Source organism: Pantoea sp. JV6, assembly GCF_025910055.1.
Lineage (GTDB): Bacteria > Pseudomonadota > Gammaproteobacteria > Enterobacterales > Enterobacteriaceae > Pantoea > Pantoea agglomerans.
Genome location: NZ_JAPCIM010000002.1, coordinates 280,885 through 298,841 on the forward strand (window position 1 = coordinate 280,885; position 17,957 = coordinate 298,841).

Annotated in this window: 16 protein-coding genes and 1 riboswitch; of the genes, 4 read left to right on the forward strand and 12 right to left on the reverse strand. The window is 57.1% G+C overall.

The features are described from left to right. Positions 1-67 precede the first annotated feature (67 nt). Together ahpC and ahpF are read left to right on the forward strand one after the other, a co-directional pair. Positions 68-631 (forward strand): alkyl hydroperoxide reductase subunit C, encoded by a 564-nt coding sequence (gene ahpC, locus OK412_RS01930; protein ID WP_010248225.1) that lies wholly within the window; start codon positions 68-70, stop codon positions 629-631. 71 nt (positions 632-702) lie between these two features. Continuing rightward, complete coding sequence (ahpF, locus tag OK412_RS01935) at positions 703-2,271, forward strand: alkyl hydroperoxide reductase subunit F (RefSeq protein WP_264352617.1); 1,569 nt, start codon at positions 703-705, stop codon at positions 2,269-2,271. 54 nt (positions 2,272-2,325) lie between these two features. Here ahpF and OK412_RS01940 read toward each other — a convergent pair whose 3' ends face one another. Continuing rightward, positions 2,326-3,285 (reverse strand): AEC family transporter, encoded by a 960-nt coding sequence (locus OK412_RS01940; RefSeq protein WP_022625034.1) that lies wholly within the window; start codon positions 3,283-3,285, stop codon positions 2,326-2,328. 97 nt (positions 3,286-3,382) lie between these two features. Further along, a complete protein-coding gene (locus tag OK412_RS01945; RefSeq protein WP_010248217.1) occupies positions 3,383-3,580 on the reverse strand; it encodes a hypothetical protein in 198 nt (65 codons plus the stop codon). Positions 3,581-3,887: 307 nt separating this feature from the next. After that, a riboswitch (TPP riboswitch) is annotated at positions 3,888-3,988 on the forward strand. A gap of 34 nt (positions 3,989-4,022) precedes the next feature. On the opposite strand from OK412_RS01945, the gene thiM reads away from it, so the two are divergent. Continuing rightward, positions 4,023-4,820, forward strand: a complete 798-nt coding sequence (gene thiM, locus OK412_RS01950) for a hydroxyethylthiazole kinase (RefSeq protein WP_264352618.1) — start codon at positions 4,023-4,025, stop codon at positions 4,818-4,820. Further along, entirely contained in the window at positions 4,807-5,607 is an 801-nt protein-coding gene (thiD, locus tag OK412_RS01955; protein ID WP_033778762.1) for a bifunctional hydroxymethylpyrimidine kinase/phosphomethylpyrimidine kinase, read from the forward strand. The genes thiM and thiD overlap by 14 nt, the downstream gene beginning before the upstream one ends. A gap of 52 nt (positions 5,608-5,659) precedes the next feature. Here the strand turns inward: thiD and OK412_RS01960 are convergent, their stop codons facing one another. The 10 genes from OK412_RS01960 to OK412_RS02005 form a co-directional block, all read right to left on the reverse strand. Further along, the gene (locus tag OK412_RS01960) at positions 5,660-6,346 is read right to left on the reverse strand and encodes a GntR family transcriptional regulator (protein WP_010248206.1); all 687 of its coding nucleotides are present in this window, start codon (positions 6,344-6,346) and stop codon (positions 5,660-5,662) included. A 100-nt stretch (positions 6,347-6,446) separates the two neighbouring features. After that, positions 6,447-7,907, reverse strand: a complete 1,461-nt coding sequence (locus tag OK412_RS01965; protein ID WP_033758422.1) for a mannitol dehydrogenase family protein — start codon at positions 7,905-7,907, stop codon at positions 6,447-6,449. 67 nt (positions 7,908-7,974) lie between these two features. Continuing rightward, positions 7,975-9,258, reverse strand: coding sequence for an MFS transporter (locus tag OK412_RS01970; RefSeq protein WP_010248200.1), 1,284 nt, complete (start codon positions 9,256-9,258; stop codon positions 7,975-7,977). 82 nt (positions 9,259-9,340) lie between these two features. Continuing rightward, positions 9,341-10,351, reverse strand: coding sequence for a Zn-dependent oxidoreductase (locus tag OK412_RS01975; protein WP_264352619.1), 1,011 nt, complete (start codon positions 10,349-10,351; stop codon positions 9,341-9,343). Between the two features lie 10 nt (positions 10,352-10,361). After that, positions 10,362-11,576: a D-mannonate dehydratase ManD gene (gene manD, locus OK412_RS01980; RefSeq protein WP_010670990.1), complete on the reverse strand. Its 1,215-nt coding sequence runs from the start codon at positions 11,574-11,576 to the stop codon at positions 10,362-10,364. A 220-nt stretch (positions 11,577-11,796) separates the two neighbouring features. Further along, entirely contained in the window at positions 11,797-12,696 is a 900-nt protein-coding gene (yegS, locus tag OK412_RS01985) for a lipid kinase YegS (protein ID WP_264352620.1), read from the reverse strand. 220 nt (positions 12,697-12,916) lie between these two features. Then, positions 12,917-14,299 carry a tRNA 5-hydroxyuridine modification protein YegQ gene (gene yegQ / locus OK412_RS01990; protein ID WP_264352713.1) on the reverse strand — a complete coding sequence of 461 codons (1,383 nt, stop codon included), beginning with the start codon at positions 14,297-14,299 and terminating at the stop codon, positions 12,917-12,919. A gap of 120 nt (positions 14,300-14,419) precedes the next feature. Further along, positions 14,420-15,127: a two-component system response regulator BaeR gene (baeR, locus tag OK412_RS01995; protein WP_010248188.1), complete on the reverse strand. Its 708-nt coding sequence runs from the start codon at positions 15,125-15,127 to the stop codon at positions 14,420-14,422. A 6-nt stretch (positions 15,128-15,133) separates the two neighbouring features. Next, on the reverse strand, positions 15,134-16,522 hold the full coding sequence (gene baeS, locus OK412_RS02000) for a two-component system sensor histidine kinase BaeS (protein WP_010670989.1): 1,389 nt from the start codon (positions 16,520-16,522) through the stop codon (positions 15,134-15,136). Continuing rightward, positions 16,519-17,925, reverse strand: a complete 1,407-nt coding sequence (locus OK412_RS02005; protein WP_264352621.1) for an MFS transporter — start codon at positions 17,923-17,925, stop codon at positions 16,519-16,521. Before OK412_RS02005 ends, baeS begins: the two co-directional genes overlap by 4 nt. Positions 17,926-17,957 lie beyond the last annotated feature (32 nt).

Here is a 17,957-nt window from a genome sequence, read left to right on the forward strand (position 1 = left end):
ACTGCATATTAGATGTTGGCCCGGAAATTATGTAACCTGCATCACATATTTTAACGGAGGCCACCAGATGTCTATTATCAATACCAAAATCAAGCCGTTCAAAAACGCAGCATTCAAAAACGGCGAATTCATCGACGTAACCGAGAAAGACGTTGAAGGTAAATGGAGTGTGTTCTTCTTCTATCCAGCTGACTTCACCTTCGTCTGCCCGACCGAGCTGGGCGACGTGGCTGATCACTACGAAGAGTTCCAGAAACTGGGCGTAGATATCTACTCCGTTTCTACCGATACCCACTTTACCCACAAAGCCTGGCACGGTTCTTCTGACACCATCGCGAAAATCCAGTACACGATGATCGGTGACCCGACTGGCGCGCTGACCCGTAACTTCGAAATCATGCGCGAAGACGAAGGTCTGGCTGACCGTGGTACCTTTATCGTTGACCCGGAAGGCGTTATCCAGGCAATCGAAATCACTGCTGAAGGCATTGGCCGTGACGCCTCTGACCTGCTGCGCAAAGTGAAAGCGGCTCAGTACGTGGCTTCTCACCCAGGTGAAGTGTGCCCGGCTAAATGGAAAGAAGGTGATGCAACACTGGCTCCGTCTCTGGACCTGGTTGGCAAAATCTAATTCCGCTTCGGCCTTTCGACCATTCTCCAATCGGGTGCTGCGGCACCCGATTTTTTGACCAGGATATCACTATGCTCGACACAAATCTGAAAACCCAGCTCAAGGCTTACCTTGAGAAATTAACCAAACCTGTTGAGTTGATTGCCACGCTGGACGAAGGTGCAAAATCAACCGAGATCCGTGAACTGTTGGTTGATATCGCCGGTTTGTCTGACAAAGTCAGCTTCCGCCAAGAGAACGATCGTCAGGTGCGTAAGCCCTCATTTCTAATCACCAATCCAGGTTCGAACAGCGGCCCGCGTTTTGCCGGTTCACCTCTGGGTCACGAATTTACCTCACTGGTGCTGGCACTGTTACAGACCGGTGGGCATCCGTCGAAAGAAGCACAAAGCCTGCTGGATCAGATTGCCGCGCTGGACAGCGACTTCCATTTCGAAACCTACTATTCACTCTCATGCCATAACTGCCCTGACGTCGTACAGGCGCTGAACCTGATGGCGGTGATTAACCCGCGCATCAGCCACACCGCTATCGACGGTGGCCTGTTCCAGAACGAGATTCAGGAACGTAACGTGATGGGCGTGCCAGCGGTTTACCTCAATGGTAAAGAGTTTGGTCAGGGTCGCATGAGCCTGGCGGAAATCGTCAGCAAAGTGGATACCAATGCGGACAAACGTGCGGCGGAAGAGCTGAACAAGCGTGACGCCTATGAAGTCCTGATTATCGGCAGCGGCCCGGCGGGCGCCGCGGCAGCCATCTACTCAGCACGTAAAGGTATCCGTACCGGCCTGCTGGGTGAGCGTTTTGGCGGCCAGGTGCTGGACACGGTCGATATCGAAAACTATATCTCCGTACCGAAAACCGAAGGGGCCAAACTGGCCGGTTCACTGCGCGCACACGTGGATGATTACAACGTGGACGTCATTGAAAGCCAGAGCGCCATCAAACTGATCCCGGCAGCGAAAGAGGGCGGAATGCACGCCATCGAAACCGCCTCCGGCGCAGTATTGAAATCACGCAGCATCATCCTGGCGACCGGCGCACGCTGGCGTAACATGGGTGTGCCGGGTGAAGAAGAGTATCGCACCAAAGGCGTGACCTACTGCCCACACTGCGATGGCCCGCTGTTTAAAGGCAAACGCACGGCGGTGATCGGCGGCGGTAACTCCGGTGTGGAAGCGGCCATTGACCTGGCCGGTATCGTTGAACACGTTACGCTGCTGGAGTTTGCCGGTGAGATGCGCGCCGATCAGGTGCTGCAGGATAAGCTGCGCAGCCTGAAGAACGTGGATGTGATTCTGAACGCGCAGACCACTGAAGTGAAAGGCGACGGCACCAAAGTCACCGGCCTGCACTATATCGACCGTACGACGCAGACCACTCATGAGCTGCCGCTCTCCGGTATCTTCGTTCAGATCGGTCTGCTGCCGAATACCCCATGGCTGGAAGGTGCGGTTGAGCGTAACAAAATGGGTGAGATCATCATCGATGGTAAATGCGAAACCAGCCTGAAAGGCGTGTTCGCCGCGGGCGACTGCACCACCGTACCGTACAAGCAGATCATCATCGCCAGCGGCGAGGGTGCTAAAGCCTCACTGAGCGCTTTTGACTATCTGATTCGTACCAAATCGGCTGAGTAAATTTTCGCCACTCAGACAATAGCCCTTCAGCACGCCTGCTGAGGGGCTTTTTTGTTAATAGCCCGCCAGCGTCATCAGCATCATCCAGATTGGCGTTGTCACCGCCGCAAACACGGTAGAAAAGAGCATGCTCGCCGCCGCCGGGCCGGTAATGACATTGAACTTCTGCGACATCAGATAGACGTTAACCCCGACTGCCATCGATCCCAGCAGCACCACCACTTTACTCTCCAGCGGCGGCAGATCGGTCAGCCACGCGATAGCCCATACCGTCATCGGTTGCAGCACCAGCTTCAGCAGGCAGATGGTATAGCTCTCTTTTAAGCCATCCCGCACCCGATAGTGTGCCAGGCTCATGCCCAGCGTCACCAGCGACAGAGGTGCAGCCAGTGAGGCCAGCATCTTTAGCGGTTCAGCGGCCAGCAGCGGCAAGGGACGTTGCAGAAAGCTCCAGGCTGTACCGCTGAGAATACCGATGATCAGCGGATTCTTCAGCACGCCGAGCAGGGTGCGCCAGAGTCCTTCCAGCGAGAAGCTGCCCTGTTTTGCCCACTCGACCGAAACGGTCAGTAAGGTCCAGAGGATCAGGCTGTTAAACACCAGCACCAGCGCCACCGGGGGCAGGGCTTCTGGCCCCAGCAGTACCGTGGCTACCGGGATCCCCAGCATGACGTTGTTGGAAAAGATGCCGCCCAGCGCAAAAACCGACGCCGCTACGCCATCCAGATTAAACAGCCTTGTTGCCAGCAGTCGCCCCACGATAAACACCAGCAGGCAACTGCCGAAAAAGGCCAGCAACAGGCGCGCATCCACCGGCGGACTTTGCGAGAAGGTGCTCATCACCCGAAACAGCATGCAGGGCAGGGCAACGTTAAACACAAAGCGGTTCATCCCTTCGCTGATGCTGGCGGGCCATTTCCCGAGGCGCGTCAGGCAGTACCCCAGCAGGATCAGGATAAACAGCGGGGCTGACAGGTAAATTTGATGGCTTAAGCTTTCAAACAGCAGTGGCATAGAGAGAGTCTGGTCAGACGATGATTAGTTACCAGACTAACAAATTGCTAACTAACTGTTAATCTGAACTGTGTCCGGAATGACCGTTGCCGGGACGCTAACCTAACCAGCGGCGCGCCTGCCGATCGCTGATGTCGCGATAATAGACCCGGTGAATAATTTCGCCACAGCCTGTGCAGCGGGCGGAAATATAGGTGGAGAGATACTGTCTGCCATTGGGTGCTACGGCACCCTTGCGTTCAATATTAATATCCTGCCATCGATGGCGGTGTGGAATAAGCGCTAAAAATCGCATCATACATCCTGAATAGTATGAAGTTCCGCTTCAGGAGTTTTCTAACCCCATGAAATAAAGTGTTTTTTACGATGATGCTGCAAGCAGGTTAATTATTATGGGGTAACCAGAGTCACTGCGGGAAATATTACCCATCCGGGTAATAAGCGGGACTACCTATAAAGAGGTATCTCGTTAACCCGCAGCATTAAGCCTTTTTTTGCACCCTCAGGCGTTGATCGGGATCATGTGAATTGTTTCAGCTCCGATTATTTCCCCGGCGGGAGTCGCTTGCTTTCGCTGCGCGGCTTGCCTATGCTGCAAGCCGTAAGATGACTCGGGGTGCCGCTTTCCACACGGAAAGGGCTGAGAAAAACCCGCTGACCTGAACTGGATAATGCCAGCGTAGGGAAGTCTGATGCCTGACCGCATTCGCCTTCTTGTTCGCCGGTTGGGAGCTACGATGACACATCAATCTCAACACCTTTCTGCCGCGCACTTCGCGCCCATTCTGCACGCTTTCCGCCGCCAGTCACCGCTGGTGCACTGTATGACCAATGACGTGGTCCAGAACTTCACCGCCAACGTGTTGCTGGCACTCCATGCCTCACCGGCGATGGTGATCGATGCCGCTGAGGCCGCCCAGTTCAGTAGCATCGCCGATGCACTGCTGATTAATGTGGGCACCTTAACCCGCGAGCGCCAGCAGGCGATGCAGGCTGCCGTCACCGCGGCTAATCAGGCGGGCACGCCCTGGACACTCGATCCGGTTGCCGTCGGCGCGCTGACGCTGCGCAGTGACTTCTGCCAGCAGTTGTTAAGCCAGCAACCGGCGGTGATTCGGGGGAATGCGTCAGAGATTCTGGCGCTGGCACAACAGGCCAGCGGCGGGCGCGGTGTCGACACGCTGCATCAGGCGGATGCAGCACTCGATGCGGCCCAACAGCTCGCGGAAACCTGGAGCACGCTGGTGGTCGTCACCGGTGAAGTGGACTACGCCACCGATGGTCAGCGACTCCTTGCTGTACACGGAGGAAGCCCCTTAATGACACGGGTAGTCGGGACCGGCTGCGCCCTCTCGGCAGTGGTGGCGGGTTTCAGCTCTCTGGCTGGCGATCGGCTGATGAATGTCGCGGCCGCCTGTCAGGTGATGGCGCTGGCGGGTGAAAAGGCGGCGGCGCAGGCTGCCGGACCCGGCAGCTTTGCTACGGCGTTTATCGATGCACTCTGGACGCTGGAGGGTAATCATGAAGCGTATTAACGCTCTGACGATTGCGGGTACCGATCCCAGCGGCGGCGCTGGTATTCAGGCCGATCTGAAAACCTTCTCGGCTCTGGGAGCCTATGGCACCAGCGTCATTACCGCGCTGGTGGCACAGAATACCTGCGGCGTGCAGTCGGTTTATCGCATTACGCCTGACTTTGTTGCTGCCCAGCTCGATTCGGTGCTCAGTGATGTGCGCATCGACAGCGCAAAAATTGGCATGCTGTCAGAAACGGCTATCGTGGAGCAGGTTGCGGCCCGGCTGAGCAATGCGGCAATCCCGTTTATCGTGCTGGACACGGTCATGGTTGCGAAAAGTGGTGATGCGCTGCTCTCGCCAGACGCCGTAGCCAGTGTACGAGAGCTGTTATTGCCGCAGGTCTCGCTGATCACGCCTAATCTGCCGGAAGCGGCGGCGTTGCTGGATTGCGCCATTGCGGCAGATGAAGAGGAGATGCGCGAGCAGGGACGGGCATTGCTGGCACTGGGCTGTCAGGCCGTGCTGATGAAGGGCGGTCACCTTACGGCGGCGGAGAGCCCGGACTGGCTGATCACGCACTCAGCAGAGCAGCGATTCAGTACGCCGCGGGTGAATACCCGTCATACGCACGGCACCGGCTGTACGCTGTCGGCAGCCTTAGCCGCGTTGCGACCACGTCATGCTGACTGGGCAGAGACGATTGGGGAAGCCAAAAACTGGTTACAGCAGGCGTTGCTACAGGCGGATTCGCTGGAGGTCGGGAAGGGTATCGGGCCGGTTCACCATTTTCATCAATGGTGGTAACTACGAAGGCCCGCATCGACCTGGTAATCAGGTGGTGCGGGCGGTTTCAGGTTCAGGGTGCTTCAAACCAGGCGCTGTTACGCTCGGCAATCGGGGTGATAGAGAAGATCATCTCCTGCAGATGACGACGCATTGCCGCTTCGGCTGCATCGGCGTCATGACGCTTCAGCGCCGCAAAAATCTCTTCATGCTGCTCAATCAGCTTGTCCGGTGGAGAGACTTCACTCAGCGTCAGAAACCGCACCCGGTCCATGGCCGCTTTGATGTTCTCCACCGTTTCCCAGGCCAGCTTACAGTCAATGCTTTCAGCAATCAGGCGATGAAACTCATCGTCCAGAGTGAGAAAAGCCTGGCTGTCATGCCGTTCAGCGGCCATGCGCTGCAGCTGCAGGTTATGCTCCAGCGCCATCAGGGCCGGATCATCAATCTCCAGTGCCGCACGGCGAACCACCGACACCTCGACTGCCTCCCTGATAAAACGGCCATCCGCCACCCGCTTAGCGGAGATTTTGCGCACGAAAGTGCCACGCTGCGGCAATACCTGTACCAGTCCGGCTTCGGCCAGCTTGATGAACGCTTCACGCACCGGCTGGCGTGAAACGTTGAAGCGCGCGGACACCTCTTTTTCCGAGAGCAGCGAGCCCGGCTGAATTGCGCAGGTGACGATATCTTTGCGCAGATACCGGTAAATCTGCTGATTTACCGGTTCGCTGGTAGTAATGGTATAGGCGATCGACATGCAGCAATATCCATATTACGGCTGGCAGGGGCCAGCGCGATGGGAAAGTGTCAGTCTAATCAGCGCGCTGCATCTGCGCCAGCGCTTTGTCACCAGGCTGTTATGCCTGACTCATACACTGTTGCACCGTCGCCCGCGCGCCCTGAGTCGTCAGTTGCTGGTAATACGTCGTCAGTCGGGCCACCAGATCGGCGTTCTGCGCTAAATCTTCGCCAAAGATGTCGCGCAGACCCAATAGCGCACGGACACGCGCTTCGCCTTCTTCGCTACCGGCAACCGTCTCTGACAGCGTGGCTTTCAGCGGATCGCGGATCTCAATCGGTTGACCCTGTTCATCGATGCCGCCGACATAGCGCATCCAGCCCGCCACGCCCAGCAGCAGCAGGTCGCAGCGGCTGCCGCGCTGCAGGTGCCAGCGCAGACTGTCGAGCATGCGTTGTGGCAATTTTTGCGATCCGTCAGTGGCGATTTGATATGTGCGATGTTTAATGGCACGGTTTTCGTAACGGGCGATCAGCGAATCGGCGTAGGCGTTGAGATCCACGCCCTGGGTACGCAGCGTCGGCGCCTGCTCATCGATCATCAGTGAACGGGCGGCGGCGCGGAAATGGGGATCGGCCACGCAGTCGCTGATGTATTCATAACCGGCCAGGAAGCCGAGATAGGCCAGGAAAGAGTGGCTGCCATTCAGCATGCGCAGTTTCATCTCTTCATAGGGCAGAACGTCACTGACCAGTTCTGCGCCCGCTTTTTCCCACGCCGGACGGCCATTGACGAAGTTATCTTCAATCACCCACTGAAAGAAGGGCTCCGCTTCAACCGCAACCGGGTCGTCGGAACCCAGACGCGCGCCTAGTGCCGCAAACGCTGCATCGGTCATGGCCGGAACGATACGATCCACCATGGTGGAGGGGAAGGTAATGTGTTGCTGAATATAGTCTGCCAGTGCCGGATCCTGATGCTGTGCCAGTTGCACAACAACGTTGCGGGTCACGTGACCGTTTTCCGGCATGTTGTCACAGGACATCACGCTAAAGGCGGGTAAGCCCTGATCCCGTCGGCGGCGAATCGCGGCCAGAATCAGACCGGGCAGCGAACGCGGCGAATGCGGATTCTGCAGGTCATGCACGATGTCAGGGTGATCGGGATTTAAATTTCCACTGGCAGGCTGGTGGCAATAGCCTTTCTCGGTGACGGTCATGGAGATAATCGCCACCTCAGGCTGGCTCATGGCATTGATCACCGCCTCAATACCGTCACTTTTGCCGTGCAGTGCCTGAGTAATGACGCCAATCACCCGGGTATGCAATGAATCATCGGCCATCTCGGTGAGGGTATAAAGCAGCTGCTGCTCTCGCAGGGCCTCAATCAACGCGCCGCTGTTGAGGTTCACTTCACAATAACCCCAGTCGCTGCCCTGTTCAGCCAGCTTATCGCTGCAGAGCGCCTGATGGGCGCGGTGAAATGCACCAAAACCGATATGTACCATGCGGGTTTTTAACTGGCTGCGGTCGTAAGCGGGGCGCTTGACCTCAGCGGGCAGGCGATCAATCTGTAACATAGTCCATCCTTATGGCAAACGGGGCGCAAAGCGCCCCGAAATCATACATCTGTTAGCGAAACAACACTCAGACCGAAACCGGTTTATCCTGAGTTTTCGGACTGCGAATCACAAATAACACCAGGAAGGCACCCAGCGCGGCAACACAGCCCGCCAGGATAAAGGCGCTATCGAATTTACCGGTGTGATGAACAATAAACCCGGTGACGATGGGCCCGATGATGCCGGAGAGGCTACCCACCAGATGGATAAAGCCGCTGATGCTGCCGATACGGCTCTTGTGCACCACATCCTGAATAATCGCCCAGTAGATTGCGCCGGTGATGTAGAGAAAGAAAATCGACACCGACATCATAATTACCGCAGGCACCACATCTTTTATCGTACCCGCCAGCGCCACACAAATTGCGGCGGCCAGCAGTGAGACCACCAGCACAATTTTGCGGGACAACAACAGCTTGCCGGTGATGTTAAAGATCTTATCGGAGATCCAGCCACCCAGCGCCAGGCCAACGAAACCGACGATCCACGGGATCATGGTGGTGATGCTCATTGATTTGATATCCAGGCCGTGCGCCTGCACCAGGTAGGCCGGGAACCAGCTCAGGAAGAAGAACAGAATGTAGTTGTAGCAGAAGAAGGCAAAAGCGGTGACCAGGATAATCGGCTGGCGCAGGTAGTAGCCAAACGGATGTGACGTTTCCGACAGATCAACTTCATCATTCGGGTTCGTTGCTTTCAGGCGATCAATCAGCAGACGTTCCTCTTCGCTGACGCGCTTGCTCTTCGCCGGATTGTCAGCGGCGAAGAAGAGCCAGAACGCCATCCACACCAGACCGATGCAGCAGACAATCACGAACGCCGGACGCCAGCCATAGGCGAGCGCCAGATAACCAATGATCGGGCCAGCGACCGCACCACCTAAAGGTGATCCGGCACTCAGTAAGCCCATGGCCGTCGCGGCCTGTTTTTTCGGGAACCAGCCGTTAATCGCTTTGTTGGCCGAGGAGCAGATCGGGCCTTCAGCCATGCCGAACAGCACACGCAGGATCAGCAGTGACCAGAAGCCGGTGGCCAGTGCGGTCATGCCGCAGAAAATGGACCAGGCACCTACCGCCACGGCCAGCACGATTTTAGGGCCATAGCGGTCAGTGGCAAGGCCGCCAAGGAAGTTAAACAGGGCATAGCCAAAGAAAAAGCTGCCGAAGATCATGCCAAACTGCTCAGCATTGATCGCCAGATCTTTTTCCACCAGCGGCACCGTCAGCGACAGGGCGACACGATCGAGGTAGTTAATCATGTAAACCAGGAACAGCAGCAAAACGAGGGTCCAGCGCAGATTCTTGAACATACAAACTCCGTGATCTGTTTTATCTTTATAGTCATGCCGGCGGGTACGCACCGGCTGAGGAGACCTGGTGTTCAGCGGATAATTAACCCATCTGAAGTATGACTTTGCAGCAGGTGCGCGGATCTTTTTCAAACAGGGTCATCGCACGCTCAATCTCCTGCAGCGGGAAGTAGTGCGTGACCAGTTTCTCTGGCTGGATTAACCCTTTTTCCATCCATTCGATCACCTGTGGGAAACGATTGCTGTTAAGACGTGAGGTAAACAGCGACAGCTCCTTGCTGGTCAGGCTCTGCTGAGTAATGCTGCACGGCTCGCCGGAGAAGCCCAGCAGGCCAATGCGTGCGGCCGGTGAGGCGAGGGCAGCTGCTTCAGCCAGAATGGTGGGATGGCAGGCCGCGTCGATAATCAGCGTAGGCTGCACGCCCTCAAGCTGTGCCGCCAGCGGGATTTCATTGTTATCAAACAGTTGATCGGCACCGCTCTGCTCTGCAAGTGCCAGCCTTTCCGGCAGGCGATCCACCACCATCACCTTTTTAACCTTATAGACGCCCTTCAGCACCTGAATCGCAGTGAGCCCCATCGGACCGGCACCGTAAATCAGCGCGACATCATCTGGCTGCGGTTTGAGAAACGCAGTGATATTGGCGGCGATAGTGAAAGGCTCAACCAGACTGGCGAGCCGATCGGGGATGCTCTCCGGCAGGGAAAAGGCATTTTTCGCCGGAGCCAGCGCAAACTCGCTGAAGCCGCCGTCACGGTGCACGCCAATCACCTGCAGTGTGGTGCAGACATTAGGACGGCCTACCGAGCAGGGATAGCAGCTGCCGCAGCTCACCACCGGATCCACCGCCACGCGGTCGCCCAGCCGGGCCGGATCAACACCGTCGCCCACCGCGTCAATGACGCCGAAAAATTCGTGACCAATTACCCGTGGATATTTCGCGAACGGGTTATGCCCGTGCCAGATATGCACATCAGAGCCGCAGATACTGGCATAAGCCACTTTGACCCGGACTTCGCCCGCCGCAGGTTGTGGCAGCGGACGTTCAGCCACCACCAGTTCACCCGGCTGTTCAATAACAACGCTTTTCATCAGCTTCTCCTTACCAGTTCCACAGGGTGCCATCTTCAAGACGGGCGACCGGGAGATAGGCAGGTTCATAGGGATATTTCGACGCCAGTTTCTCGTTGAATTCAATGCCGAGACCGGGTTTGTCGCCTGGATGCATGTAGCCCTGGTCAAAGGTCCAGTTTGCATCAAACAGCTCCATCATCTGTTCAGAGAAGCCCATGTACTCCTGCACACCGAAGTTCGGCACCCAGAGGTCAAAGTGCAGTGCAGCCGCCATGCAAACAGGGGAGAGATCAGAAGGACCGTGCGAGCCGGTGCGCACCTGATAGAGCGATGCAAAATCAGCAATACGCCGCATACCGGTGATGCCGCCCGCATGCGTAATGGTGGTGCGGATGTAGTCGATCAGCTGTTCTTCAATCAGCTGCTTACAATCCCAGATGCTGTTGAATACCTCACCCACGGCAATCGGCGTAACGGTATGCTGGCGGATCAGGCGGAAGCACTCCTGATTCTCAGCAGGCGTCGGATCTTCCATCCAGAACAGGCGATAATCTTCCACGCTCTTGCCAAAACGCGCCGCTTCAATCGGTGTCAGGCGATGGTGCATGTCATGCAGCAAGTGCTCGTCGAAACCAAACTTGTCACGGATGGCGGCGAACAGTTTCGGGGTGAAATCGAGGTATTTCTCGGTTGACCAGAGCTGCTCTTCCGGCCAGTTACCTTTGGTTGCAGGCTCATAGGCCAGACCTTTGCCTTTCGCCATGCCGTAAGTGGTTTTCATGCCCGGAACGCCGCACTGCGCGCGAATCGCTTTGAAGCCCAGCTCTTTGTGCTTCGCGTAGTCATCCATCACTTCATCAATGGAGTGGCCGGTGGTGTGGCAATAGACCATCACGCCGGTGCGTGATGCGCCACCCAGCAGCTGATACACCGGCATATTGGCGGCTTTGCCTTTGATATCCCACAGTGCCATATCGACGGCCGAGATAGCGGACATGGTGACCGGGCCACGACGCCAGTAAGCGCCCTTGTAGAAATATTGCCAGATGTCTTCGATCTGATGCGCATCGCGGCCAATCAGCTGCGGGCAGACGTGATCTTTCAGGTAGGAGGCGACCGGTAATTCACGGCCATTCAGCGTTGCGTCGCCAATGCCGGTCAGACCCTGATCGGTGGTGATCTTTACGGTGACAAAGTTTCTGCCTGCGCAGGTTACAAATACTTCTGCCTTAACAATTTTCATCCTGGTTGCCTTAAGTCAGCGTTCAATGATGAAAAAGTACGCTCTTTAATACTACCATACAAGTTAGGGTGGCAGAGTTGTGAACGGAATCACAGAGTGTTTACATAGCCTGAAAACGCCCGTTAAGGCGTGATAAAGCGAGGCAGCAGGAGGAATGTTACGGAGAAAATGGGCGCTAATGGCAGCAGAAGAAAAAGGGGCTTTCGCCCCTGATGTCGATTCAGGCAAGCAGCGCGCACTTCGGCGGCAGGCGGCAGCTCAGCGCGCCCGCCATCACCTCAATCACGAATTCGCGCCCGGAAAGCGGCTCGCCATCGAGGTTAAAGGTCATCTCATGCGGCGAACGGATCGTCAGTGACTCCAGTTGCGTGGTCACGATGCCGGGATTGTCATCGTCGCCGGTCAGCGAGTGCAGCAGGGTAGGCAGCAACTCCTGCGCGGTGACAACACTGACGTCAAGTCGGCCATCGTTGATCAGGGCAGAAGGGCATAACCGCTGACCGCCGCCCGCCTGACGACCATTACCGATACCGATCACCAGCGCATCACCCTGCCAGGCAAAATCGGGGCCGCTGATCTCGCAGGTATCCGGTTTCAGCGTATCCATGCGCATCAGGCCGTGAATAAAGTAGGAGACGCCGCCCAGCGCCGACTTCAGCTTTTCCGGCGTTTCAGTCGTGATACGGGTGCCAAACCCGCCGGTCGCCATATTGATGAAGTAGTGGCTCTGGTTTACCCTGGCCAGATCGATGGCACTGGCTTTGCCCTGAATAGCCAGTCGCAGTGCCGGTTCCATCTCTTCCGGGATGCCGACGCTGGTGGCAAAATCGTTGGCGGTACCCAGCGGCAGGATGCCCAGCACCGGGCGATGATCCGCTTCAGAAGAAGCCAGCGCTGTCGCAATTTCATTGATGGTGCCATCGCCGCCACCGGCCACCACGGTCGCGGCCTGCAGCGCAATGGCCTCTTTGACGTACCGATCGCCGTCACCTTTTTCAAACGTGACACGCACCGCAATGTCGAAGCCTTCTTCACGCAGGGTCGTAATAGCTTCGCGCAGATCATCATTACCCGCGCCTTTCCCATTCAGGATGAGCAGCGTAAGCGGTTTATTATCCATTTTGCGTTCCTTGAAGATCTACAGAGTAAGAAGGGATTTATAACACAGCTGCCAGCAGTAAATTATTGGCGAAAGAGAGAAAAAAGAAAACCCGCACGGGGGAGCCGGGCGGGTAAATGAGGTGGTTCCTGGTAAATCTGCCGTTTGTTGTTACTCGTTAGCAGCAGGCGGGACTATAAAGCAGCGCCGCGCAGGGGTCTGTGATCCTGTTCTGATTTCCTCAAAATGTTTCCGTTGGTAAACGATTATGAGGGTCCCGGGTATCTTCACCGTGATCGAAGTTGCGCAGCAGAAGTGCAAAACTCAGATCTACCTCCTCTGGCACCCGCAGCCAGACGCGATGGCCATCGCCCGGCGCAACTTCAGTGGGTTCGCCGCGCGCATTCTGCAGCGCGTCCAGCTGGCAATTCAGGTTCCCCTGAGGCGTCATGATCTCCACGCTGTCGTGCAGCATAAACTTATTCTTCACCGCCACTTCAGCCCATTCGCCCCGGCGTTCGCCGGTGAATTCGCCGACAAACTGCTGGCGGTCGGACACCGAAAAGCCCTGCTGATAATTCTGGTAGCTGTCGTGAGTGTGGCGGCGCAGGAAGCCTTCGGTATAGCCACGATGTGCCAGGCCTTCCAGGGTTAACAGCAGTGAGGGATCAAACGGCTTACCGGCAGCGGCATCATCAATCGCCCGGCGATAAACCTGAGCGGTGCGGGCGCAGTAGTAGTAGGACTTGGTGCGTCCCTCAATCTTCAGCGAATGAACGCCCATCTCACTGAGCCGCTCCACGTGCGCAACCGCGCGCAGATCCCGCGAGTTCATGATGTAGGTGCCGTGCTCATCTTCGAACGCGCTCATCACCTCGCCGGGCTTCATCTTCTCTTCCAGCAGAAACACCTTGTCGGTGGGCTGACCAACGCCCAGCGTTGGCGTCACATCCTGTACGGCGACAGGCTGGTGGATACCGACGATATTCCCCACCTCATCCTGCTGACCCTCCGCCACTTTATACTCCCAGCGGCAGGCGTTGGTGCAGGTTCCCTGATTCGGATCGCGTTTGTTCATATAGCCGGAGAGCAGGCAGCGACCGGAGTAGGCCATGCAGAGTGCGCCATGGACAAAGACTTCCAGCTCCATCTCCGGGACCTGCTGGCGGATCTCGGCGATCTCCTCCAGCGACAGCTCACGTGACAGAATCACCCGGCTCAGGCCCATCTGCTGCCAGAACTTTACCGTGGCCCAGTTGACCGCATTGGCCTGCACCGACAGATGAACCGGCATCGTCGGGAAAGCGTCGCGCACCAGCATGATTAGGCCGGGATCGGACATGATCAGCGCGTCGGGCTGCATCGCCACTACCGGCGCTAAGTCACGAATAAAGGTTTTCAGCTTGGCGTTGTGCGGCGCAATGTTCACCACCACGTAGAATTTTTTACCCAGCGCGTGCGCTTCACTGATGCCCAGTGCGAGGTTTTCGTGGGTGAATTCGTTGTTGCGCACCCGCAGGCTGTAGCGCGGCTGGCCGGCATAGACGGCATCGGCACCATAAGCAAACGCGTAACGCATGTTCTTCAGGGTGCCAGCGGGGGAAAGCAGTTCGGGTTTCATGATTTTCTCACTGATGTCAGGTCAGCATGTCGCCTCAGGCGGCAGGTGCAGGGCAGTTAAGCCCTGCAAAAGGTGCGGAATTGTAGGCAGTGAGAAAAGGGAAGTAAATTGATCGGGATCAAACTAGATCAAATGACAGGCATCGGCTTCCCAGCGATAGCCCATGCCGTAGACGGCGCGGATAAAAGGTTGCTCGCTATCGAGAGTCTCCAGCTTGCGCCGCAGGTTCTTTATATGGCTGTCGATGGTGCGGTCCGTGACCACGCGGTAGTCATCATAGAGATGGTTAAGCAGCTGTTCGCGTGAAAAGACCTTGCCCGGCTCCAGCGACAGCGTTTTCAGCAGACGGAACTCCGCCGGCGTGAGATCCAGCGGCTTGTCGCGCCAGCTGGCGAAGAAGCGGCTCTCATCGACGCGAAGTAACGAGGCGCTTTGCGGCTCTTCTGCCGACCGTTTTACCCGGCGCAGAATCGTTTTAACTCGCGCCACGACTTCACGCGGGCTGAAGGGTTTACAGATGTAGTCATCCGCGCCCAGCTCCAGCCCCAGCAGCCGATCGATCTCCTCGGTGCGGGCGGTGACCATAATAATCGGCAGTTCGGAATGACGACGGATTTCACGGCACAGCGTTAAACCGTCGGTGCCTGGCAGCATCAAATCCAGCAGCATCAGGTCGGGTGGCGTCTGGCGCACATACTCCAGCACCGCGTTACCGTCGGCGATGTGATGGGTACGGTAGTTCGAGGCATGCAGATAATCGATCATCAGCTGCGCCAGTTTCGGCTCATCTTCGACCACCAGAATCAGCGGGTCGTGGTTTTCCAGGCTCATAAGCGTCTACACAAGGGGAACATAGCGCAAGTGTAGCGCGATTTTCAGTCCACCTAAATCAGAGTGCGCCGCATGAATATCGCCGCCATGCGCGTCAGCGATATTTTTACAGATGGCCAGGCCCAGGCCCGAGCCACCGCTGGCGCGATTGCGCGAGCCTTCGGTGCGGAAGAAGCGCTCAAAAATCTGGGCCTGATGTTCCCCATCCACGCCCGGTGCGCTGTCATCAAACTCGATGCGCCAGTTGGGTGCCTCATAGTTCAGCGTCACTTCAACCCGGCCCCCGCTGTCGGTGTAGCGCAGGCTGTTCTCCAGCAGATTAGTGAACAACTGCATCAGGCGGTCGGGATCGCCAAAGAAGGGGGCGTTATCGGGCAGATTGAGTTTCAGCGTCAGCCCGTGTGCACGATAGCGTTCGGCAAAGCTGCCTGCCGTCACTTCCAGCAGCTGCACCAGATCGGTTGCCTGTTTGCGGTAGGCAAGGGCGCCCTCATCGGACAGTGACAGCTGGTGCAGATCGTCGACCAGCTTGGTCAGCACCACCACTTCGCTCTGTAGCGAGGCGATCGCTTCCGGCGTCAGTTTGCGCACCCCATCCTGCATCGCTTCCAGTTCACCGCGCAGGATCGCCAGTGGTGTGCGTAACTCATGGGAGATATCGGCCATAAAGGCGCGGCGCATGCTCTCATTTTTCTCCAGTGAGCTGGCAAGGAGGTTAAAGTCCCTGGCCAGCTGGCCCAGCTCATCCCGGCTGCTGACCTCAACGCGGGTAGCAAAATTACCGGCCGCCAGATGATGGGTGCCGTCAACCAGTCGTTTGACCGGAGCCAGCAGACCGCGCGCCATCAGCCAGGTTGCCAGCGCCGCCAGCAGCGTGGACAGCCCGACGATAATCCAGCTGGTGCGCCGCTGCTGCTGATCAAAGTTAATGTCGGTGCTGCGCGTCAGCCGCTCCGGCGGCGAGCCGATGACCCAGCCGACCACTTTATTATTGCTGGTGGTGATATTGCGTCGCGTGCCTTCGGGCGGCACCGGCGATTTTGGCCCGGCCAGCACTTTATATTGCTGATCGAGGATCCAGAACTGGGTGCGCCAGCCGTGCGGCGGCAGCTGACTGTTACTGTCGGGATTCTGCTCCAGCGAGCGCAGCATGGTGAACACCAGCCGATCGTTGTGGCGCAAAAAATCCCAGTTGCCGTGCTGCTCATACTGATCGGCCAGGGCATCGCTGAGCAGATTTAACCGCTGCTCGTTGCCGCGCTTAATGTAGTCGACAAAGCCATGCTCGAAACTGAGGCGAACCCCCCAGTGCATGGTAATCAGCACCAGCATGCAGGTGGCGAAAATCGCCATAAACAGTTTGGCACCGATGCCCAGGCGCAGGTTATCTCTCATTTTTTTCTCCGGCGTCGCAAATCAACGTTGGTACTCACCTGTGGCGGCACGCGCCAGAACACCAGCGCGGGCAGGATGATAATCAGCGACATGCAAAGGTAGGTATAAATAAACATCTGATGTTCCGCCGTGCTGTTCGCTGCGCTCTCCTGAGCAAATGCCCCCAGCAGCAGCCCGGCCACGGTAACGCCAATACTCATCGACAACTGCATAATCATCGACAGCATGCTGTTGCCGCTGGACGCCAGCTCATCAGGCAGCTCCTTCAGCGTCAGGGTATTCATTGAAGAGAAGCGGATGGCGTTGACCATGCCCTGCAGAAACAGCACCAGCGGCAGCAGCCAGACCCAGCCCAGAATTGCCACCAGCGGGAACAGCAGGACCACCAGCGCCAGCGCCACGGTCGACATCACCAGCACGTTGCGGTAGCCAAAGAGATTGACGATGCGCACCACAATGCGTTTCATCCCCATATTCCCCAGCACCATCGGAATCATCATCAGACCGGCGTGAAACGGGCTGTAACCCATGCCGAGCTGCAGAAAGATAGGCGTCATAAAGGGCAGCATGCCGCTGCCGATGCGGCCGGTAAAACTGCCGAGCAGGCCGATAGAGTAGATGCGATTATCAAACAGCTTCAGGCTGAACAGCGCATTATCATTGCCGCGCGCATGCATCAGGTAGAACAGCAGAGAGAACATGCCAATGAGGATCATGGCACCCAGCAGCAGCGGAGAGCCGCCACTGCTGCGCTGACCATCCAGCGCCAGTGTCAGGGTTGCCATTCCGGCGGCCAGCAGGATAAAACCGCCGAAATCAAAGCGCCGCGTCTGCATGCTGTAGTTGGGCATCAGCATCAGGGTGGCAATAGCGCCTGCAATGCCGACCGGGATATTGATCAGAAAGATCCAGTGCCAGCTGGCGTACTCCACCAGCACACCGCCCAGCGCCGGACCCAGCAGCGGGCCAATCTGGCCGGGCAGAGTGACAAACGTCATGGCGGACATATACTGCTCGCGCGGCACGATTTTCATCACCGTCAGGCGACCCACTGGCACCATCATTGCCCCGCCAATCCCCTGAACCACTCTCGACAGCACCAGTTGATCGAGGGTGCCGGAGAGGGCGCACAGCAGTGATCCCAGGCTGAACAGTACAATCGCGCAGAAGAAAATGTTGCGCACGCCAAAACGATCGGCCAGCCAGCCGCTGACCGGCAGCATGACGGCGACCGTCAGCACGTAATAGACGATGACCGAGTGCATGTGCAGCGGGCTGACACCCAGATCGTGCGCCATCGATGGGATCGCGGTATTCACGATGGTGGTATCCAGCGTCTGCATAAAGAAGCCGATGGCAACAATCCACAGTTGCCAGCGGACGTTAGTGCTTTGCGTACTCATCGATCCCCCCCGATAAAGGCGTCACGTCCGAT